This window comes from Yersinia rohdei ATCC 43380 (assembly GCF_000173775.1).
Classification (GTDB): Bacteria; Pseudomonadota; Gammaproteobacteria; order Enterobacterales; family Enterobacteriaceae; genus Yersinia; species Yersinia rohdei.
In genome coordinates, this window is the sequence record NZ_ACCD01000040.1 from 1 (window position 1) to 16,276 (window position 16,276).

Consider the following 16,276-nt stretch of genomic DNA (forward strand, 5'->3'; position numbering starts at 1 on the left):
CAAGATATCTTAATACTTGCATATCTCTAACAGCAAACGCATGCGCTTAATGACTACGCTGGTCATCGCCTTTAATGAAATATCTACGCCCCAAAATCCTGTTCTAACCGCGAGCAACATATCCGGCGTGGGTTATCGGGGAACAGGTCAGCGGAAACGGCTGAAATTATCCCGCATTACGCTGGCGCCAGCTTAGCACTGGCCACCAGCCTGAAGGGGGCTTCAGTTATTGGTTTCTGAAGAAAGCAGTCCTTGCAAGGGTCATTTGCGTCTGGCAGTCGACCATTTTCTTGACTTCAGAATCTGTTCCCTGCATTGAAACTTTGCCGCACATGGCATCCTTAGTTTTGATCCACTGGCGCTGAGAAGGCAGTAACTCTTTTCTCTTCACCGGCGTTAACGTGCTCCAGGCGGTATTCAAATCAGAGTCGGCATTCGCAAACGCCATTCGGGACTGATCAAGACTGCCAGCTTTTTGCTGCTGAGGCTGCTGGGAGGATTGTTGTGGAATCGTTTGCTGAACCTGCTGCTCAGCCTTTTCTTGCGCCTGAAGCTGTGTCTGCCTCTCAATTTGCTGATCCGCCTCATACTTAGCCTGTTGCTGCGCCCTGAGTTGTGCCTGTTGTTCTGCTTCAATTTGACTCTGCTGGGCATCCTTAGCCTGCTGGATTTTCTGCTGCTCAACGATCGGGTTGATGATGGAAAGCGATGTCAGTGCAGCGGCACCCACTGATATCGGATTATCAGTGGAGGCTTTTACAAAAATGTTTTTCTGATCGTCGGTCGCCTGCGCGGTATAGGAGATGCGTTTTGAAAAGGCGTTTGCGTTGTTATCCAAAGACAGGCTTTCCATTTGCTTGTCGAGATTACGGTTAAAGTTCTTTCTGTAAGCATCAGAAAGCTGGGCGTACTCGTTCGCAGGTAGGGTCATCGTCACGGTCCCTTCACAGGTTTTCATTGTGCTGCCCGTGTCACTTGAGGTTGTGGAGATTTCAGAGATGGCCAGTTTGATCTTGTCCAAAGCGCTTCGTTTGGTCTGATTAGTGACGTCAGGGTATTTGTCGACCTGTTCAGAGAGTCCTTCATAAGCAGATTTTTTTAATAAATCCATGAGAGCTGACTGGGTCATTTCAGAGGAACAACCGATCACGTCTTTTTTGTTATCACAACCTGTAATAGCAACGGCGAGTAAGAGTGCTGCGTATTTTAATCTCATGAGTTCCCTTTAGAGTAAGGATTGGCTTTTAAGAGGCGGTCTGTGATCAGTCCGGAGGGCTACAGCAAAGAGCGCTGAACGCATCACAAGCAAGAACCAAGGTGATATCGGCAAAGGCTGTGAAATCTTTAATTCAGCTGATGAGAACGCTATGCGTAGGGTACTGTAACGATGATCCCGAAGCCGGAAACCTGCAAGGCAAGTTCTCGCTGCTGAACTTAATAAAGGGCAGGGTAAAGCCGGTGCTGGCGCACCGTTTATGACCTTTCACCTGCGCTAATCCACACAGACGTTCAGACCAGTGGTTTCTTCGCTGGTATATTTGTTATGGCGAGTCTCATTTGACCTGATTCTTCTTATCACCTCTGTTAAAAAAGGGGGGATTACCCTACCACCGCGGTACCCGATAAGAACTTCATCGAAAGCCGTTCTTGGCTCATATGACCTGCTCCCTTTCAAATTAATGCAGACCGAACTTAGAAAGTTCCGCTTTTGGCACACAGCAGACAAACACGTAACGCTGAAGGTCTGCTGAGAGCGATCAGCGGACATTGCTAACAGCATTCTGTGTGAATCAACAGGGAGCAGGTCAATTCTGGCACGTGAGAAAAGAAATCGAAGCGGCGCGAGTCATCATCCAGATTGGTACGGGGATCCGGTTTGAACGCATGCACCATGTCCGGGAACTTTATGGCATCGCGAATAAAGAAAGTGGGGAAATTATTGCCAACCAGATCCCAGTTGCCTTCGGTGGTATAGAACTTGGTGGCGAACCCGCGCGGATCGCGCAGCGTTTCCGGCGAGTGGTTGCCGTGCACCACGCTGGAGAAACGGACAAATACCGGGGTTTTGCTGCCAGCAGTAAACACTTTCGCCACAGTCAAGTCGGAAATATCCGCCGTGGCGGTGAACTCGCCGTGCGCCCCTGTACCGCGCGCGTGCACCACTCGTTCAGGGATACGTTCGCGATCAAAGCGCTGTAGCTTTTGCAAGAGTTGCACATCCTGCAAAAGCACCGGGCCGCTGGTACCGGCAGTTTGCGAGTTCTGGTTATCACCCACCGGTGCACCATTATCACGGGTTAAGGTCTCTGCCAACGTCATCGGGCTGATGGCCAGTGAAGTTAAAACAACCAGCAGTTTTTTCCGAGTGATGAAACCGCCGGTGATACGATTATTGCTCATAACGCTATCCTAATCGGTTATTGTGGTAAAACGCATTGCCGCTTATGTCAGCAGCCTGTTTTTTTACGGCGCAAAGACAGAGGATTAGCGAAGCCGTCCGTTGGTTCATGGTTTCCTAGCGACCGGTGTCATTCGCTAAAAAACGTAAAGAGCATTCCTGCGTTGGAGGATGCAGACCATCTGCCTAACACCGCAGACATCGTACATGGCATTACACTTATTGGTGAGCCAACGACCACTATCGAATTAATAGACTGAACTAATTGGCGGGCGAACAATTGCGAGTCTGGCATCAGCAATAGCTCGTGAGCGCAAAGGTGGGCGGCCGACAAAATAATGCCCGTAAAATGGCGACTAGCAATGGCATCAATGGGACGAGCAGGGACAAAAATCTGCACGTTATGTCAGGAACTGGGGATGGGCGGCAATGCGCTAGCGGTGAATGCTACCGTCACATTGAACCCAATCCCCGTTGACTTAACTGTTGGCTGATACTGCGCGAAAGAATAAAGCGGATACGACCCAATTGACTGTCAGTGCAAAACTTAAAAATACATCAGAGCCGGCACCCAATACGAAAATAACCTTCATCAAGGCTATTTTTTGCAGCCAATTGTATATCCGTGAGTTAAGCCGTTCTTTTTTCAGTTAATTGTGACCGCCGACAGCCGATACCAGCCGTCAGCCTGCTTACCTTCATTGGCTAACTGGATACGCGCCTTTCCATTTTCGTCCAGTAATGCCACGTCCAGATAATAACGGCCTGCGGCCAATTTATTCGGCATTACCAATTGAAATTCTGTATGGAACTTACCCGGTAGCCATTGACGAATATCATCCCCAGCAATACCTTGTGCTTTAGTATTTCCCATCGCATCCTGCAACCGCCAAGCCAGCTTGTAATGCAGATATATCGGCGCCACACCGTCATTTGACCAGTCACTTTTGATAGTAAGCGCTTGCCCTGCATGGCGGGTCGCGTCATGACTTAGCGAAAGTACCCGAAAGCGGTATCCCATTTTCGCTAGCGCATTGTCGACAATATCGCGGTACTCCTGCGGCACTTCCCGAGACTTCAGATTGATAGTGCTGGCATGTTGCGCCAACGCCCAGTCAAAAGTGGCCTGTACCTCTTCACGCGTATAATGTTGTACGTTCAGCCAGTCCGCCATATAGCCACAGATCTCCAGACTGACGGGCGCTTTTTGCCACCCTTGGCTAAATCCAGTCCAGGCGGATTTTGCAGCATCAAGACGTGGCGGATAATCATCGCGCATGTGGCTCCAGGTGGGACTAAAATTTCGCCAGTCGCCCCAACAATCAGCACGCCAGCCAGCCCCTTTCTTCGCCGCATAAACCAAAGAGTCACCACCGCTGATTAACATAATTTTAGGCGTGTTAGGAAACGCGGTGAAATGCATATCGACGTAGCGGTTAAGCAGCTCAGGTGGGTAGCGCTCCTGCAAGGGTTTAAGGGTCGGAAAATTGCTGTTATGCCACTCTCCCCACGAGCCCACCATACCAATATCGAGAAAAGCCAATTCCGGGTTGCCATCATAACGCTGGCCAAATGCCTTGAGCAGGCGCTGAGCGTAGTCAAGAAAGATGGGATCGTCTAAATCTGGCACGAAGGTTTTACCGTCTGGCGTCCAGTTGCCTTTGATACCTTTATTGATAAGCCAGTCTGGAATTTTTGAACCTGACTCCGGCCCATCAAGCGCCATAAAGCGCAGGCCAATATTCATCGCCGGTTGATGCTGAGCCGCCACGGCAAGCGCCTCATCGACGAGAGCAAAATTATATTTCCCTTCCTGCGGCTCCAGTTCATTCCAATAGAAGCGCTGATATTCAATCCCAGTATCTGGATATTGTGCTTTACTTAGGCGCATGCCGTAGCCGTCGTGAAAATTAGCAACGCCATTACCAGGATTAGTCAGCGGGCCTCGGATGGCGGTTGGGTTGACGGTTGTTAATTGTGCTGCACCGCTCGCCGCCACATAAGTGAGCAATGAAAAGGTGAAACTAACCATTAAGACCCGCAAAGTTAAATTTTTAAACTGCTGATAATTCAATCGCATTGAATACCCTTTTTACACAAACGGATGGTTTCAGCAGAGCCACGGATAAAGAACACTATATTGGCAACCAGTACATTTAATTATCCGCATGCGAGCAACTTATTTTTATATTTTCGGAGAGTTAAATTAGGATAAAATTCAATAACATATCCTTAAAAACAATCCGGATGGCAATACCATCAAGCTAACTATAGCTGGTTAGCTTGATGGTAGAGTACGTTTTTTAATGGCCCGTTACATAATAAAAAAATACAGGGGAAAACAGACAAAAAAACTCAACAGCACAGAGAGGTTTATGTCTGCTTTTTGTAAAAAATGCGTTAGATTTACGTAATAGTTCTATTATTTGTGTACCATTAGATTTCAGGTTATTCTGCATGTGAACAACAGATTCACTACCGTTTACGAAAGCAATGATAAAAATCAGTCCCTAACCAATGAAGCAGATAGATACAGCGTCTAAGATTTAGTTGCTGTAACTCACTTTATTGAAAGGTAATATCAATGCTAGGCGGACGAGCAAACTAACTCGCATTCTTCAAAAGTAGAATTCACTATATAAACACACAGCTATCAGGTATTAGTTTTCCTGTGACTTTATTAAAATTTATTCATGAGTAACATGATAAAATGCTAAATAAAATAAATATAACTATCAAGAACTTGTTCTACCATGAGACATGGAACACCATGGTAATAAAAAACAAAGGTGAACACATCTTCCCTGAGAATACACTGGAAATCCTCAGTAATACCAAAGCACAGCCGTTAAATAAAAAATACACCTTTCAGGCAGATCCTTTTATTATTGATAAAGATAATCATCTCTACATTTTTTATGAAGCTTTTAGCTTTCGTAACTCGAAAGGGATACTGCGATGCCGTATTCTAAATAGCGACATGCTTGAAATTAGTGATGTTAAGCTCAAAGGATTTGATGACTTACACTGTCATCTCTCTTTCCCTTTTCTGTTTCATCTCGATGGGAAGTTATTCATGATCCCAGAATCGTCAGAAAGAAAAGAAATTATCTTATTTCAATCTGTCGATTTCCCAGCTCGTTGGGAGAAAGTTAAAGTATTAGTCTCTGACATGGCGGTAACTGATAATGTTATCTTTGAATTAGAGGGTATTTATTATCTTGTTTCCACCACCATGGACTATGAGATGACCATCCATACCGCTGATAACATCTTTGGCGAGTGGAAAATGATATCCCCCACATTAGATGTCTGTAACTATCATCATCGCAGTGCTGGCACCCCCTACTCCATTAATAATAAAACGTACATATTCACACAGGAGTGCAATCCAAATGAATATGGAAAATCTATATATATCAAAGAACTAATAAAACTAACATCGCAAGATTATGAAGAAAAATTAATCGGTAAAATAAATCCTAATATCAACAACAGTGATGGTATTCACACTATTAATTTCACAGACAATTATATTGTTTATGATACAAAGCGGGTTATATTTAGTTTGTTATCTCCGCTTAAAAAGCTGTCTTACAAAATTATGGTTAAATACAGAAATCGCCGTTTTACCTAATCTAAAATATAAAGTAAATAATTCGCATTACAGAATGTAATGCCGCTGGCCGGATAAAATCACAGCCAACGTACATGCAACCAAAATTGTGATAAGTACAAATATTGACTCCGCACTACAGGGCTAATATGTCCCGGTGCAAGGATGACTCATTGGTTTGTGATATTTATCGGAGATATATTATGGCAATCTTTGTTACTGGCGGCGCAGGCTATATCGGCTCGCATACTGTTCAGGCATTACTGGAAAGAGGTGATGACGTCGTCGTCATTGATAATCTCTCTAATTCCTCAAAAGAATCATTAAATCGAGTAGCTGAATTAGCGGGAAAGGCACCTATCGTCTATATCGCGGATATTCTCGATTCTGAAACCCTAAAGACCATTTTCGCTAAACACACCATCACAGATGTGATTCATTTTGCTGGCCTAAAATCTGTCTCCGAGTCGATTAATATGCCATTGGAATATTATGAGAATAATGTCGTTGGAACTATGGTCTTGCTTAATGAAATGCGTAAGGCGGGTATTCACAGCCTTATTTTCAGCTCATCAGCAACGGTGTATGGCAACCCAGAAAATGTCCCGTTGAATGAACAATCCAAGACAGGTGGCACGACTAATCCATACGGCACTTCAAAATTTATGGTTGAACAAATATTGCGCGATTTCTCTCACGCACATTCGGAATTCCATATTACCTGCCTGCGCTATTTTAATCCCGTCGGCGCACATCCGTCAGGGAGAATAGGGGAAGACCCAAATGGTATCCCTAATAATCTGGTGCCCTATATAGCTCAGGTCGCCATTGGAAAGCTGGAATGCCTGTCTGTCTATGGCAATGATTATCCTACACCGGACGGTACTGGCGTTCGTGATTATATCCATGTAATGGACCTTGCCAGCGGCCATTTAGCGGCGCTGGATCATAAGGCTGACGGGCCTGCTTTCAAGGCAATTAACCTCGGTACCGGCATCGGCTATTCTGTGCTCGATCTGATTCACGCTTTTGAAAAAACCACTCAGACAAAAATTAATTATAAGATTGTCGACAGGCGACCGGGAGATATTGCCGAGTGTTGGTCAGATTCATCACTGGCACAGAAACAACTGGGATGGCGGGCGACCAGAAATTTAGATGAGATGGTGCGCGATAGCTGGAACTGGCAGAAAAATAACCCTCGCGGCTATCGCACTTAATACCATAGAGAAAAGCCAGGCGTCTATGATACAGGCGCTTTTGGCTAATGGTTTTTGAGACTTAGCCACCAGTCCCAAATGCCAACATGGAAGTTTTGAAAGACATCAATACCCAAGAATGACTTAATCATATATAGCGTCAGCAGTACGCAAAACGTACAAAATAACGCGATAAATAGAATGAGAAATGTCACCATAATACGGGTCAGCTTAGAGGCCGGGCGCGACTTTTTACGCAAATCCCAGCCGAGTAAAAATACCAAATAAAAGTGCTTACCAAAGAATGGGAAACTTTTTCGAATATCGACACCGTGCTTTGACGCAAGAGTAATCGCGATTATCGCTTTCTCAATTTCCTGCTTTTGCTCGGGCGTCAGTTGTTCATTGGTGTTCTCATCAAGCGCCTTATAAAAACGCTCGATGAAAGCGGGATTTCTCTGTTTGTTGGTCAAAGTTAACCTATTGATTTATCTAAATGATGGTAGACGCTTACAGTTTGCTTGGCAATTTTACGCCAGTCATAACGCTGCAAATATTCACTATAGTCAACATGGGATAGCGCCACACTGCTGATCATTTTTTCTGCTAAATCAGGTACGTCACCAACTTTAAAATAGGTACCCGACGGCAGGCCGACTTCCAGATTGGCTGGAATATCGCTCACCACAACCGGGAGAGAAAATGACATCGCCTCTAGCAGCGCAATAGGTAATCCTTCGTGATACGACGGCATAACAAAGAGTGATGCCTGCGAAAATACCGCCTGCAAAGCCTCGCCTTTTAAAAAACCAGTCAACACGACATTAGGTGTTTCCGCCGCTAAAGCCTTCAACCGCGTACTGTATTCTGTGGGATGATCGGCATCCCCCACCAACACTAGCGGCAGCAAGATTCCTGACTGTCGATAGGCTTGGATAGCATCATGCATCCCCTTCTCTTCAACAAAGCGACCCACCATCACAATATAATTTCCCGGCTGTAGTTCGAACCGGGCAAGCGTCTGGCTCACTGTCTCAGCATCTGATGGAACCGGCGCATTGACCCCGTTGTAAATCAAATGTGCATCGCGCCGGTCATATTTCTTTTGGATCAGTTGATTAATCACTTCAGAAATAACAATCACTTCATTGGCATACTTCACCGCCGCCCATTCACCAAGCAACAGGATTTTTTTAGCCGCCAGCCCCCACTTTTGCCGGTCGTAATCTGGGCCATGGTGGGTAAATACCACACGTTTGCCCAGCAACCGTAAGAGCGGAACCACCAGCCCAGGGCCAATTGAGTGAACATGTACAATATTAGAGTGGTCTACGCACGTCCGAAATGCCGCAAGAATAGAATGAATAATGGCTTCATAACTGCGATTTTTTGGCGCCCACACCGCAACAGTTTCGACATCTTTATAACGTGACCGGCGATAAGTGACATAGGGTGAGCGCGCGATGACGCAAATATCGACATCAAATTGTTGTTTGATAGCGGGATAGAGATTCTGGCAATGTGTTTCCACCCCACCCAGCACGTCAGGAATACCACGCGTACCTAACACTGTTATTTTTTGAGTCATTTTATGACCTGCTGAGTAATTCGGTATACAGCGCCTGTAATGTCGCCATATGCTTTCGTAGCGAATATTTCTGGCTTAACCGTTCGCGGGCATTCAGCCCCATTTCACGGGCTTTTTCCGGATTTTCCACTAGGGTATCCAATGAATCGGCCAGGTTCTGGACATTGCCCGGTTCAAACAGCAATCCTTCCACACCATCACGTATTTGCTCAGGAATTCCACCAATGCGCGAACCAACAACAGGCCGGGAAAATGACATTGCTTCCAGCACTGACATTGAGCAGTTTTCATAACATTCAGATGGCAGAACCACCGCATAGGCATTCTTAATCAAATTATCGAGCGCTTCGCCTTGCTGCACATACCCTAGAAACTCAGCGTTAGGGTATTGCACTACCAGTGAGTCAAAAAGCGGCCCATTACCAACAACTTTTAATGGGATTTTATTGCGCATTTTCTGATGCGCCTGAGCTAACGTCGGCACCCCTTTTTCGCGGCTAAGGCGGCCAACATACAGCAGATAACCCTCACCGGCGTTGTTATCCGGTGGCAGGCTATCGTCAATACCATTCACAATCACATCAATGCGAGAATCCGGCAGAGTGCGTTTTAGTTCACGCCGCAAAAATTCGCTAGGCGAAACAATCACATCCAGTGCCTGATAATTTTTGGCAATATATTGCCAACCGGCCTCGAGGGACAACAGCAAACTCTTTGATGCAGACCCCTCCTGGCACCGGTAGCGGAAAGCATTAAAAACTGTTCCGGTGATGCAGGCATCACACACCTTACCCTCGCGCAGCATGGAGTATGACGGGCACACTATTTTATAGTCATGCGCAGTCAGGACTGTTTTACAGCCAAAATCACGCGCAACCTTAATCAGTGCGGGAGTCAGTTGGTGATAAATATTATGAAAATGGACAATATCTGGGCGTTCTTTACGTAATAACGCCTGCATCTTTTTGCAGGCCTCACTATTATGGATAAACCTTATCGCTGTTTTCACACCGGCCAGCAGGCCGCTCTCTTCATGATAATCGACATTGCTCGCGAAATAATCAGCATATTCAGAAGGAAAATTATTCTTATGCTGCATGGAGAAATCAATGACATCAATTCCGGCTTGTTTCAGCATATTGCGTTCCTGAAAATAAACCGTTTCTGCGCCACCCTTAATAAAGAAAAATTTATTCACCAGTAAAACTTTCATCACACCCACCTATTCATGAATGACTTTATTATTGGGGGGGATCATGGGATCTCGCATCGGGCGAATAAGCCCTTTGATGAGTCCAACAGAAAGTACAGTTAAGTTAACTACACTGTGTAGCCCATCCTTAACTGATCTGTTTTTAATCGATTTTAGCGCGGTAAATGCCAGCAAAGGCAGAATTGCGATGTCAAAAATAGCTACATTAAACGCAAAGATCGCAATAAGGACGACCAGCAGATAAGTCGCGAAGATTGCCTCATTTTTAACCATTTTAAGCGCAACGAAGAAATAGGGTTTTCCCCAGGCACTGCGTAACAGTTCGCCGGGAGCTTGATGAAAACCACTGCGCCAGCGGTATTTCAGCATTTTGAATGTCGGCATGGTATATGACGTATGACGAAAATAAGGTATATCTAAACGGTGGAGTTTATAACCCGCATTCAATAAACGAATACCCAATTCCGCCTCTTCATAGGCGTGAAGATTACGGTTAGTCAAATAGCCGATATCCTCAATTGCCGAGCGGCGATATAATCCTCCGCCCCCTAAATGGTCACAATCGCCGATGGGATAGATTTTATTAATTCGCTGCTTGCGCGACTTAAATTCATAATTTTCCGCATCGTCCATCACCACCGTCCCTGCCACACCGGCATATTCAGGATTTTCTTTGAGGAAGGCGACTGCCAAATCAATAAATCCAGGTTCCAGCTCCATATCGCCATCCATCAGCAATATGTACTCACCTTCACTATAAAGGTAGCCAAGCTGGTGCCCAACACCACAGCTGCGATCGGCAGGTTCAGTTAAAGAGACAACTGTCACCCCTTTATCACTGGCAAGTTGTTGGGTGTTATCCGTCGACAGGCTGTCCGCAACTATAATTTTATGTGGGTAATCAACAATTTGTTGGCGAATGCTATCAATTGTTTTCTCAATACATTCGGCTTCATTGAAGGTTTTAATACTGACTGAAATAAAAGGTTTATTAGGCATATTATAGCTCCGCATAGCGACGGACGGTTCGGCGGATCACCAGACTTGAACCTAATGATAAATAGAACAGAAATTGTAGCATCGGGACAATCATAAGTATCTGACTGTACGGCAAGCTGAGTAAACAGCAGATTGCAAATACATTAAAAGCCGGTGCAAAACTCAGTAGTTGCAGATCTTCTTTATCTAATTGTTCGAGCGATAATAACGGCTTAGGCTGCACCACTTTGAGAATATAAATAAACAGGCCAATAAACAGCAGTGTGCCCACAACCCCCACTTCCCATAGCAGCATACTCAGAGCCGTTGCATCGAGTATCAAATTATAAGTAAGATTCAAGAATCCAGGTGATACCGCGCTGCCGCTGTTAGTTGCATTCAGGCCATAGCCGAATAGCGTACCTGAAAGCCCTCCAAGGTCGTTATTTTTTAGCCAGAACATAAACGTGGTAAAACGACCAAGTTCACCCGTGGACATGATGTAATTCGGGTCGAAAATATAGTTCATTGAATCAAGGAATATACTGAATGAGCTTTGAGTTGGATCACTGCCAAATGCCGAAGAATAGCCATAGGCCAAGATAATGATAGCCAACCCAATTAACAGCACCATGCCTGCAAAAATTACCAGCAGCGATTTTATGTTCACTTTATTAAAGTCTTTGACATAAGACGGCATGATCCACACCCATGCCAGTAATAAAGGTGACAGCAGGATAACAAATTTAACTTCGCCGATAATGCACAGGGCAAAACCCAGAATAATATGCCATGCCATTGATTTAAAGCTGGTCAGTCCATGCTTAAATTCGGAGACTTTCAGCAGCATAATCAACATGCAAAATAGCCCCATCGCGGCCGTGTTGCCGCCCCCCATGGGATCGCCCCCGAACGTCCCCACCACCGAGTCCCATTTTTCATCTTCGCCGTGCAATGCCACACGCTGCGGCAGCACAAATAAAACCTGATATATCGCGATGGGAACCTGTAAATAAAATATCCAGTACAGTCCGCGAGTTACATGATAAATCTGTGACTCTCGGCAGAATCCTAATAGCAGACAAAGCATGATTAGCGACAGAGCAATTTCATTTTTAAAGCCAACAATGGCAATAATAATGCCCCCCTGGAATAGGGTAGATACACCCGCCAGAACCAGGAAAGAGAAATACAGTGCCAGAATAATTATCTCTTGGCTGTCTAGTCTCAGCGCTTCATAGCGAGTCTGCATCAGTAGAAACACTACCATCAGCAGAGTCAGAAAAAAGGGCAACCACAACACCGCCTGTACACCTGTGAAATATTGCACTAATCCACAGAACACCAGGGTAACAAAGGTAAACGTCTGTAAGTAATGCCTGGTATTTAGATTCATGATACAACCGACCCATTCTTCAAAAGATTGGCCCGTTTATTTACCTTCAGGTAGATAAACCCGTAACGAATAAATGTCAGAATCGAAAACAAAATTAAGGATGTCGCGTAGTCATTGTAAAAATAAGGCACGGCGACAAAAGAAAAGGCCACAATTGCCAGCTGTTCCAGCTGAATTCGTAGAAAATATTGTTGAGACCCAAAGATAAGTTCAATTACCGTCAGCGGACAGACAGCCAGTGCCGGGAACAGATACGGCAGCATATAGCGCGAAGTGGGAATAGAGTTTATCCAGTCCTCACTAAAAGCAAGATGCATAACAATGGGGTAAAAAATAAATACACCAAGGGTGCAGATAATCCCCAACATTAGCAGCAACATGCGAACTTTCGTGTATTCCTGGTAGTTAAAGACGTTATTTCTTAAATCTATCGACCATTTTGAAAATATGGCATTGCGCACCGCATTGCCGATAATCACCACCGGCGCGAGGCAAAAACGGCTAACCACTGAGAAATACCCCGCCGTTAAGGCAGAGAACCAGAAGTTGATCAGCATAACTGGCAGGTTGCTGTTGGCCATCGCCAGCACTTCGGCACTTCCCACCTTGGTCACGTGATGCCGATGTTTCTTTAAGAAAGCCAAATTACTTTGCAACCGCAGATGATTCCGCGTGACGGTGCGAATATCAAAGGCACGCAGAATGCAGACGACAGTCAGCAACATCATTGCGCACGCCCATGCCCAATAAAATGCCTGTATCTGGGTGGTGAGCAGCACAGCAAGCACGACCACCACTGATACAGAAATACGCTGGACAACCAAAAACCGAAAATTGGCCGTGCGCAGCGACAGATTTTCTGCAATTAAAACCCACGCATTGGCGAGCGTGAGCAGGTAGAGAAACAACACATTCTGATGAAACAGCCAGGCCGTCAGCACAGCATACGGCAGCGCGATGATCAGGCTTTGTAGGAGACAAAATACAACATTTTGCGCCAGTTCATCATCCTGCTGCCGGGGAATTAAAAGCTGCGAGGCAAAGGTGCAAACCTGTGCCCCAATCAATGCAATGCTGTAGTTAAGCGCGTAAAGACCCACTTCCCCCAGACTATATCTATGCGAAATCAACCAGATCGACAGTGCGCCAATCAACTGTGATATGACTGATGACCCCGCAATTGTGGAAGCGCTCTTCAGTAAACTCATATACGGCCTGTGGTATTCATCAATTCATTAGTATGGTAGTTGAGTGAATGTAATCCCTCTTTGGTTTCCAGATTTTTATCAAGAACCTGATTGAGAACCCCGCCAATCACGATACTGCGATCCGTTGCCACTTTTTCTATCGCATTCGCAGCCTTGTCCGCAGGCACCGCACCGGCCTTCAGCACAAAGATAAAACCATCAATAAACGGGCTAATCAGTTGTACATCTTGGCTCTGACTCACCGCCGCCGCATCAATAATAATCCGCTGATAACGGGTGCGCAGTGTCTCGATTAGTGGTTGTAGCTTGTCTGATGAGAGCATCAACAGCGAAGAAACCGTAATATTGCCACGCGGTAAAAAGTCGAGCTTATCATTGAGGCGAATCACTACCTCTTCAGCGGCCGTTTCTCCACGCAGGACTTCAGCTACGCCTTTCGCCTTCGGTGAGCCCAGTTCCCCCGATAACCCCTCGCTGTTAAAGAAATCCATATCAATAAGCAGCGTTTTTTGATCGAAGCTAAAGGAGCTTGCCAGCAAGTTCGCCAACAGAGAACGCCCTTCACCGTGATCTGTTGAGGTGGTAGCAATCACCTGAAGCGGATTCTTATTCAGCATGATAAGCGTACGAATGCTGTGAATAATGTCGGCATTCATCGGATCGTTAATGATGAGGTCACGCAGCTTGCCACGGCTTCCCACTCCGGTGAAGCGGCGAATTTCGCCAAGTGGCTCTAAACTCAGGCGTCTTTGTAACTGGCTAAGACTGTTAACCGAGTTGTCCATCGCCGCTTTCACGATGATGTACAGAACGTAAAACACCACCACCAGCATCACTATCATCATCATCAGCAGCGGTTTATTCGGTTTGGAGGGACGAGCGGGGGGAACAGCAGGGTCATATAATACGGCGTCGGCATCGGTATAAGTTCCCGATAGCGCCAGCTCCTGAGCTCGTTGATAAACCACTTTATACAGCTCTTCCGTCTTATCGAGCTGTAACCTGAGGTCGTTATAGCCATCACGCTTCGAGGCCACCTTCTGGAATATCTCTTTCTGTTGGTCCAGTTGTTTCTGATAATTTTTTTCGTCTGCCAGCGCGGCCTGATATTGCTGGCGCAATCCGTTTTCCAGTTCTCGTAATGCCAGAGATGTTTGATCCTGAATCGCCTGAACCTGCCCCTGTGCTTCTAAGATTTTCGCGTGCTTTGGCCCGTATAATTTTTGCAGCTCATACAGGGAGCGCTTCGCCTGAATCAGCGCAATCCGTAAGTCCTGAATCTGTGCATGGTTGGAAATACTTGGAAGAGAAATAATGTCGCCCAAGGTATGTCCTTGCCCTTGTCGCACTTCGTTATACAAAGACTCAGCCGCGACCCGGCGCTGAATAGCATCGGCTAAGCGGTTGGTAACTATCCCTAATTGCTCGGTTTCAAACCCGTCAACACCACGAAACGTCAATAACCCCTGTTGGGTCAGATAATTTTCAATGGCGGTTTTTTGTTTGTTCATTTGCTGCTGGAGTTCCGCCAACCGGCGCTGGTTTTCCTCTCTTGCTTTCAGAGTATTGATGCGCTTTTGTTCTATAGTGTAGTTGATAAACGCTTGCGCTACCCCGTTAGCTATCTCCGCAGCTTGCTGTGGAGAGGTCGATTCGTAAGAAACAGTGGCCAGATGTGTATTGCGCACACTGTTGAAAGTGAGATTTTTCAGCATTGTTTTCAACGCTTGATCAACCCGCTGCTGGGCATTGTCCCCATCCTCTGACTTGTCGCCATTGAATTTCGGGTCTTGATCCAGTTTCAACGCGCGCACCGCTCGCTCCAGCACAACATGCGACTGCATCAGCGCATACTGTGTTTCGTAGTAACCGTTACGGGTTGAGTCATATCCCTCCACCTGTGGAAACGGAGAGACATTATCAGGTTGTGCTTTTATCAGTACCGTCGCCGTCGAAACATATTTCGATGACATCATGCTAATTAGTGGATACGCAACCACTCCTGCAATGACACCAGCAAGAATGATTTTCCAGATGTTCTTTTTAATTTCATTGGCAAATCTAGAGATGTCGATAACGCTTTCTCGTTGCTTGCCATTTTCCACTATAGATAGTTTCATAATCAAAAGAACCCCATGCCAATAATGACGATATCACCAGGGTGAACGGAGTGTCTTACATCGACATTTGACAGTAATTCGTTAGAACCCGACAACCGGATACTAATATCTTTACGGTCAGCACGATCGGTAAACCCCCCACCTAACGCAATGGCTTTTTCCACCGTCATACCCGGCTCATAGGCATAACCATTGGGATTTTTCACTTCACCGGAAAGATAAAATTTACGGAATTCAGCAACGCTGACGGTCACCATCGGATTTTGCAGATATTCTCCACGCAGGCGAGTGGTTAATTCGCTGCTGACCTGCTCAGGCGTTTTTCCTTTCAACTCCAGCCGTCCAATATAAGGAAAGTTAATTGTCCCGCTTTTATCGAGGACAACTTTCATGGTCATCTCTGGCTCGCCATACACCACGATATTCACGGCATCACCCGCGCCGAGTAAATATCCCTCGGATTGAACATTAGGATCGTCCATTAATGGTTTTGCTGGCGTGGTGCAACCTGCCAGTAAAACACTAAAGAACAAAAATATGCACAGTCTCATTATTTTCAT

Annotated in this window: 13 protein-coding genes and 1 pseudogene; 3 read left to right on the forward strand and 11 right to left on the reverse strand. The window is 45.8% G+C overall.

The window, feature by feature from the left end; translation table 11 throughout:
* Positions 1-226 precede the first annotated feature (226 nt).
* A complete protein-coding gene (locus YROHD0001_RS01490; RefSeq protein ID WP_032818204.1) occupies positions 227-1,216 on the reverse strand; it encodes a lysozyme inhibitor LprI family protein in 990 nt (329 codons plus the stop codon).
* A 572-nt stretch (positions 1,217-1,788) separates the two neighbouring features.
* Positions 1,789-2,319 (reverse strand): annotated as a pseudogene (gene katE1, locus YROHD0001_RS01485) (catalase KatE1); the annotation flags it as partial.
* Between the two features lie 441 nt (positions 2,320-2,760).
* Here katE1 and YROHD0001_RS20845 point away from each other — a divergent pair.
* Complete coding sequence (locus YROHD0001_RS20845; protein ID WP_004716552.1) at positions 2,761-2,892, forward strand: hypothetical protein; 132 nt, start codon at positions 2,761-2,763, stop codon at positions 2,890-2,892.
* A 152-nt stretch (positions 2,893-3,044) separates the two neighbouring features.
* On the opposite strand, the gene YROHD0001_RS01480 is transcribed toward YROHD0001_RS20845, so the two are convergent.
* Positions 3,045-4,430 (reverse strand): DUF4832 domain-containing protein, encoded by a 1,386-nt coding sequence (locus YROHD0001_RS01480; RefSeq protein ID WP_032818227.1) that lies wholly within the window; start codon positions 4,428-4,430, stop codon positions 3,045-3,047.
* Positions 4,431-5,108: 678 nt separating this feature from the next.
* Between YROHD0001_RS01480 and YROHD0001_RS01475 the strand changes: the two genes are divergently transcribed.
* Complete coding sequence (locus YROHD0001_RS01475) at positions 5,109-6,035, forward strand: glucosamine inositolphosphorylceramide transferase family protein (protein ID WP_032818207.1); 927 nt, start codon at positions 5,109-5,111, stop codon at positions 6,033-6,035.
* A 182-nt stretch (positions 6,036-6,217) separates the two neighbouring features.
* Positions 6,218-7,234, forward strand: a complete 1,017-nt coding sequence (gene galE, locus YROHD0001_RS01470) for a UDP-glucose 4-epimerase GalE (protein WP_004716558.1) — start codon at positions 6,218-6,220, stop codon at positions 7,232-7,234.
* A 44-nt stretch (positions 7,235-7,278) separates the two neighbouring features.
* On the opposite strand, the gene YROHD0001_RS01465 is transcribed toward galE, so the two are convergent.
* From YROHD0001_RS01465 to YROHD0001_RS01430, 8 genes are read right to left on the reverse strand one after another with little or no spacing between them, the layout of a single operon-like run.
* A complete protein-coding gene (locus YROHD0001_RS01465) occupies positions 7,279-7,686 on the reverse strand; it encodes a hypothetical protein (RefSeq protein WP_004716560.1) in 408 nt (135 codons plus the stop codon).
* 2 nt (positions 7,687-7,688) lie between these two features.
* Complete coding sequence (locus tag YROHD0001_RS01460; protein ID WP_004716562.1) at positions 7,689-8,801, reverse strand: glycosyltransferase family 4 protein; 1,113 nt, start codon at positions 8,799-8,801, stop codon at positions 7,689-7,691.
* 1 nt (position 8,802) lies between these two features.
* Positions 8,803-10,014, reverse strand: a complete 1,212-nt coding sequence (locus YROHD0001_RS01455; protein WP_032818210.1) for a glycosyltransferase family 4 protein — start codon at positions 10,012-10,014, stop codon at positions 8,803-8,805.
* A gap of 9 nt (positions 10,015-10,023) precedes the next feature.
* On the reverse strand, positions 10,024-11,013 hold the full coding sequence (locus tag YROHD0001_RS01450; protein WP_004716567.1) for a glycosyltransferase family 2 protein: 990 nt from the start codon (positions 11,011-11,013) through the stop codon (positions 10,024-10,026).
* 1 nt (position 11,014) lies between these two features.
* Positions 11,015-12,388 carry a hypothetical protein gene (locus tag YROHD0001_RS01445; RefSeq protein ID WP_032818212.1) on the reverse strand — a complete coding sequence of 458 codons (1,374 nt, stop codon included), beginning with the start codon at positions 12,386-12,388 and terminating at the stop codon, positions 11,015-11,017.
* Complete coding sequence (locus tag YROHD0001_RS01440) at positions 12,385-13,596, reverse strand: lipopolysaccharide biosynthesis protein (protein ID WP_032818214.1); 1,212 nt, start codon at positions 13,594-13,596, stop codon at positions 12,385-12,387. Before YROHD0001_RS01440 ends, YROHD0001_RS01445 begins: the two co-directional genes overlap by 4 nt.
* Positions 13,593-15,716, reverse strand: coding sequence for a GumC family protein (locus tag YROHD0001_RS01435; protein ID WP_032818216.1), 2,124 nt, complete (start codon positions 15,714-15,716; stop codon positions 13,593-13,595). The genes YROHD0001_RS01440 and YROHD0001_RS01435 overlap by 4 nt, the downstream gene beginning before the upstream one ends.
* A 2-nt stretch (positions 15,717-15,718) precedes the next feature.
* Positions 15,719-16,276, reverse strand: coding sequence for a polysaccharide biosynthesis/export family protein (locus YROHD0001_RS01430; RefSeq protein WP_004716573.1), 558 nt, complete (start codon positions 16,274-16,276; stop codon positions 15,719-15,721).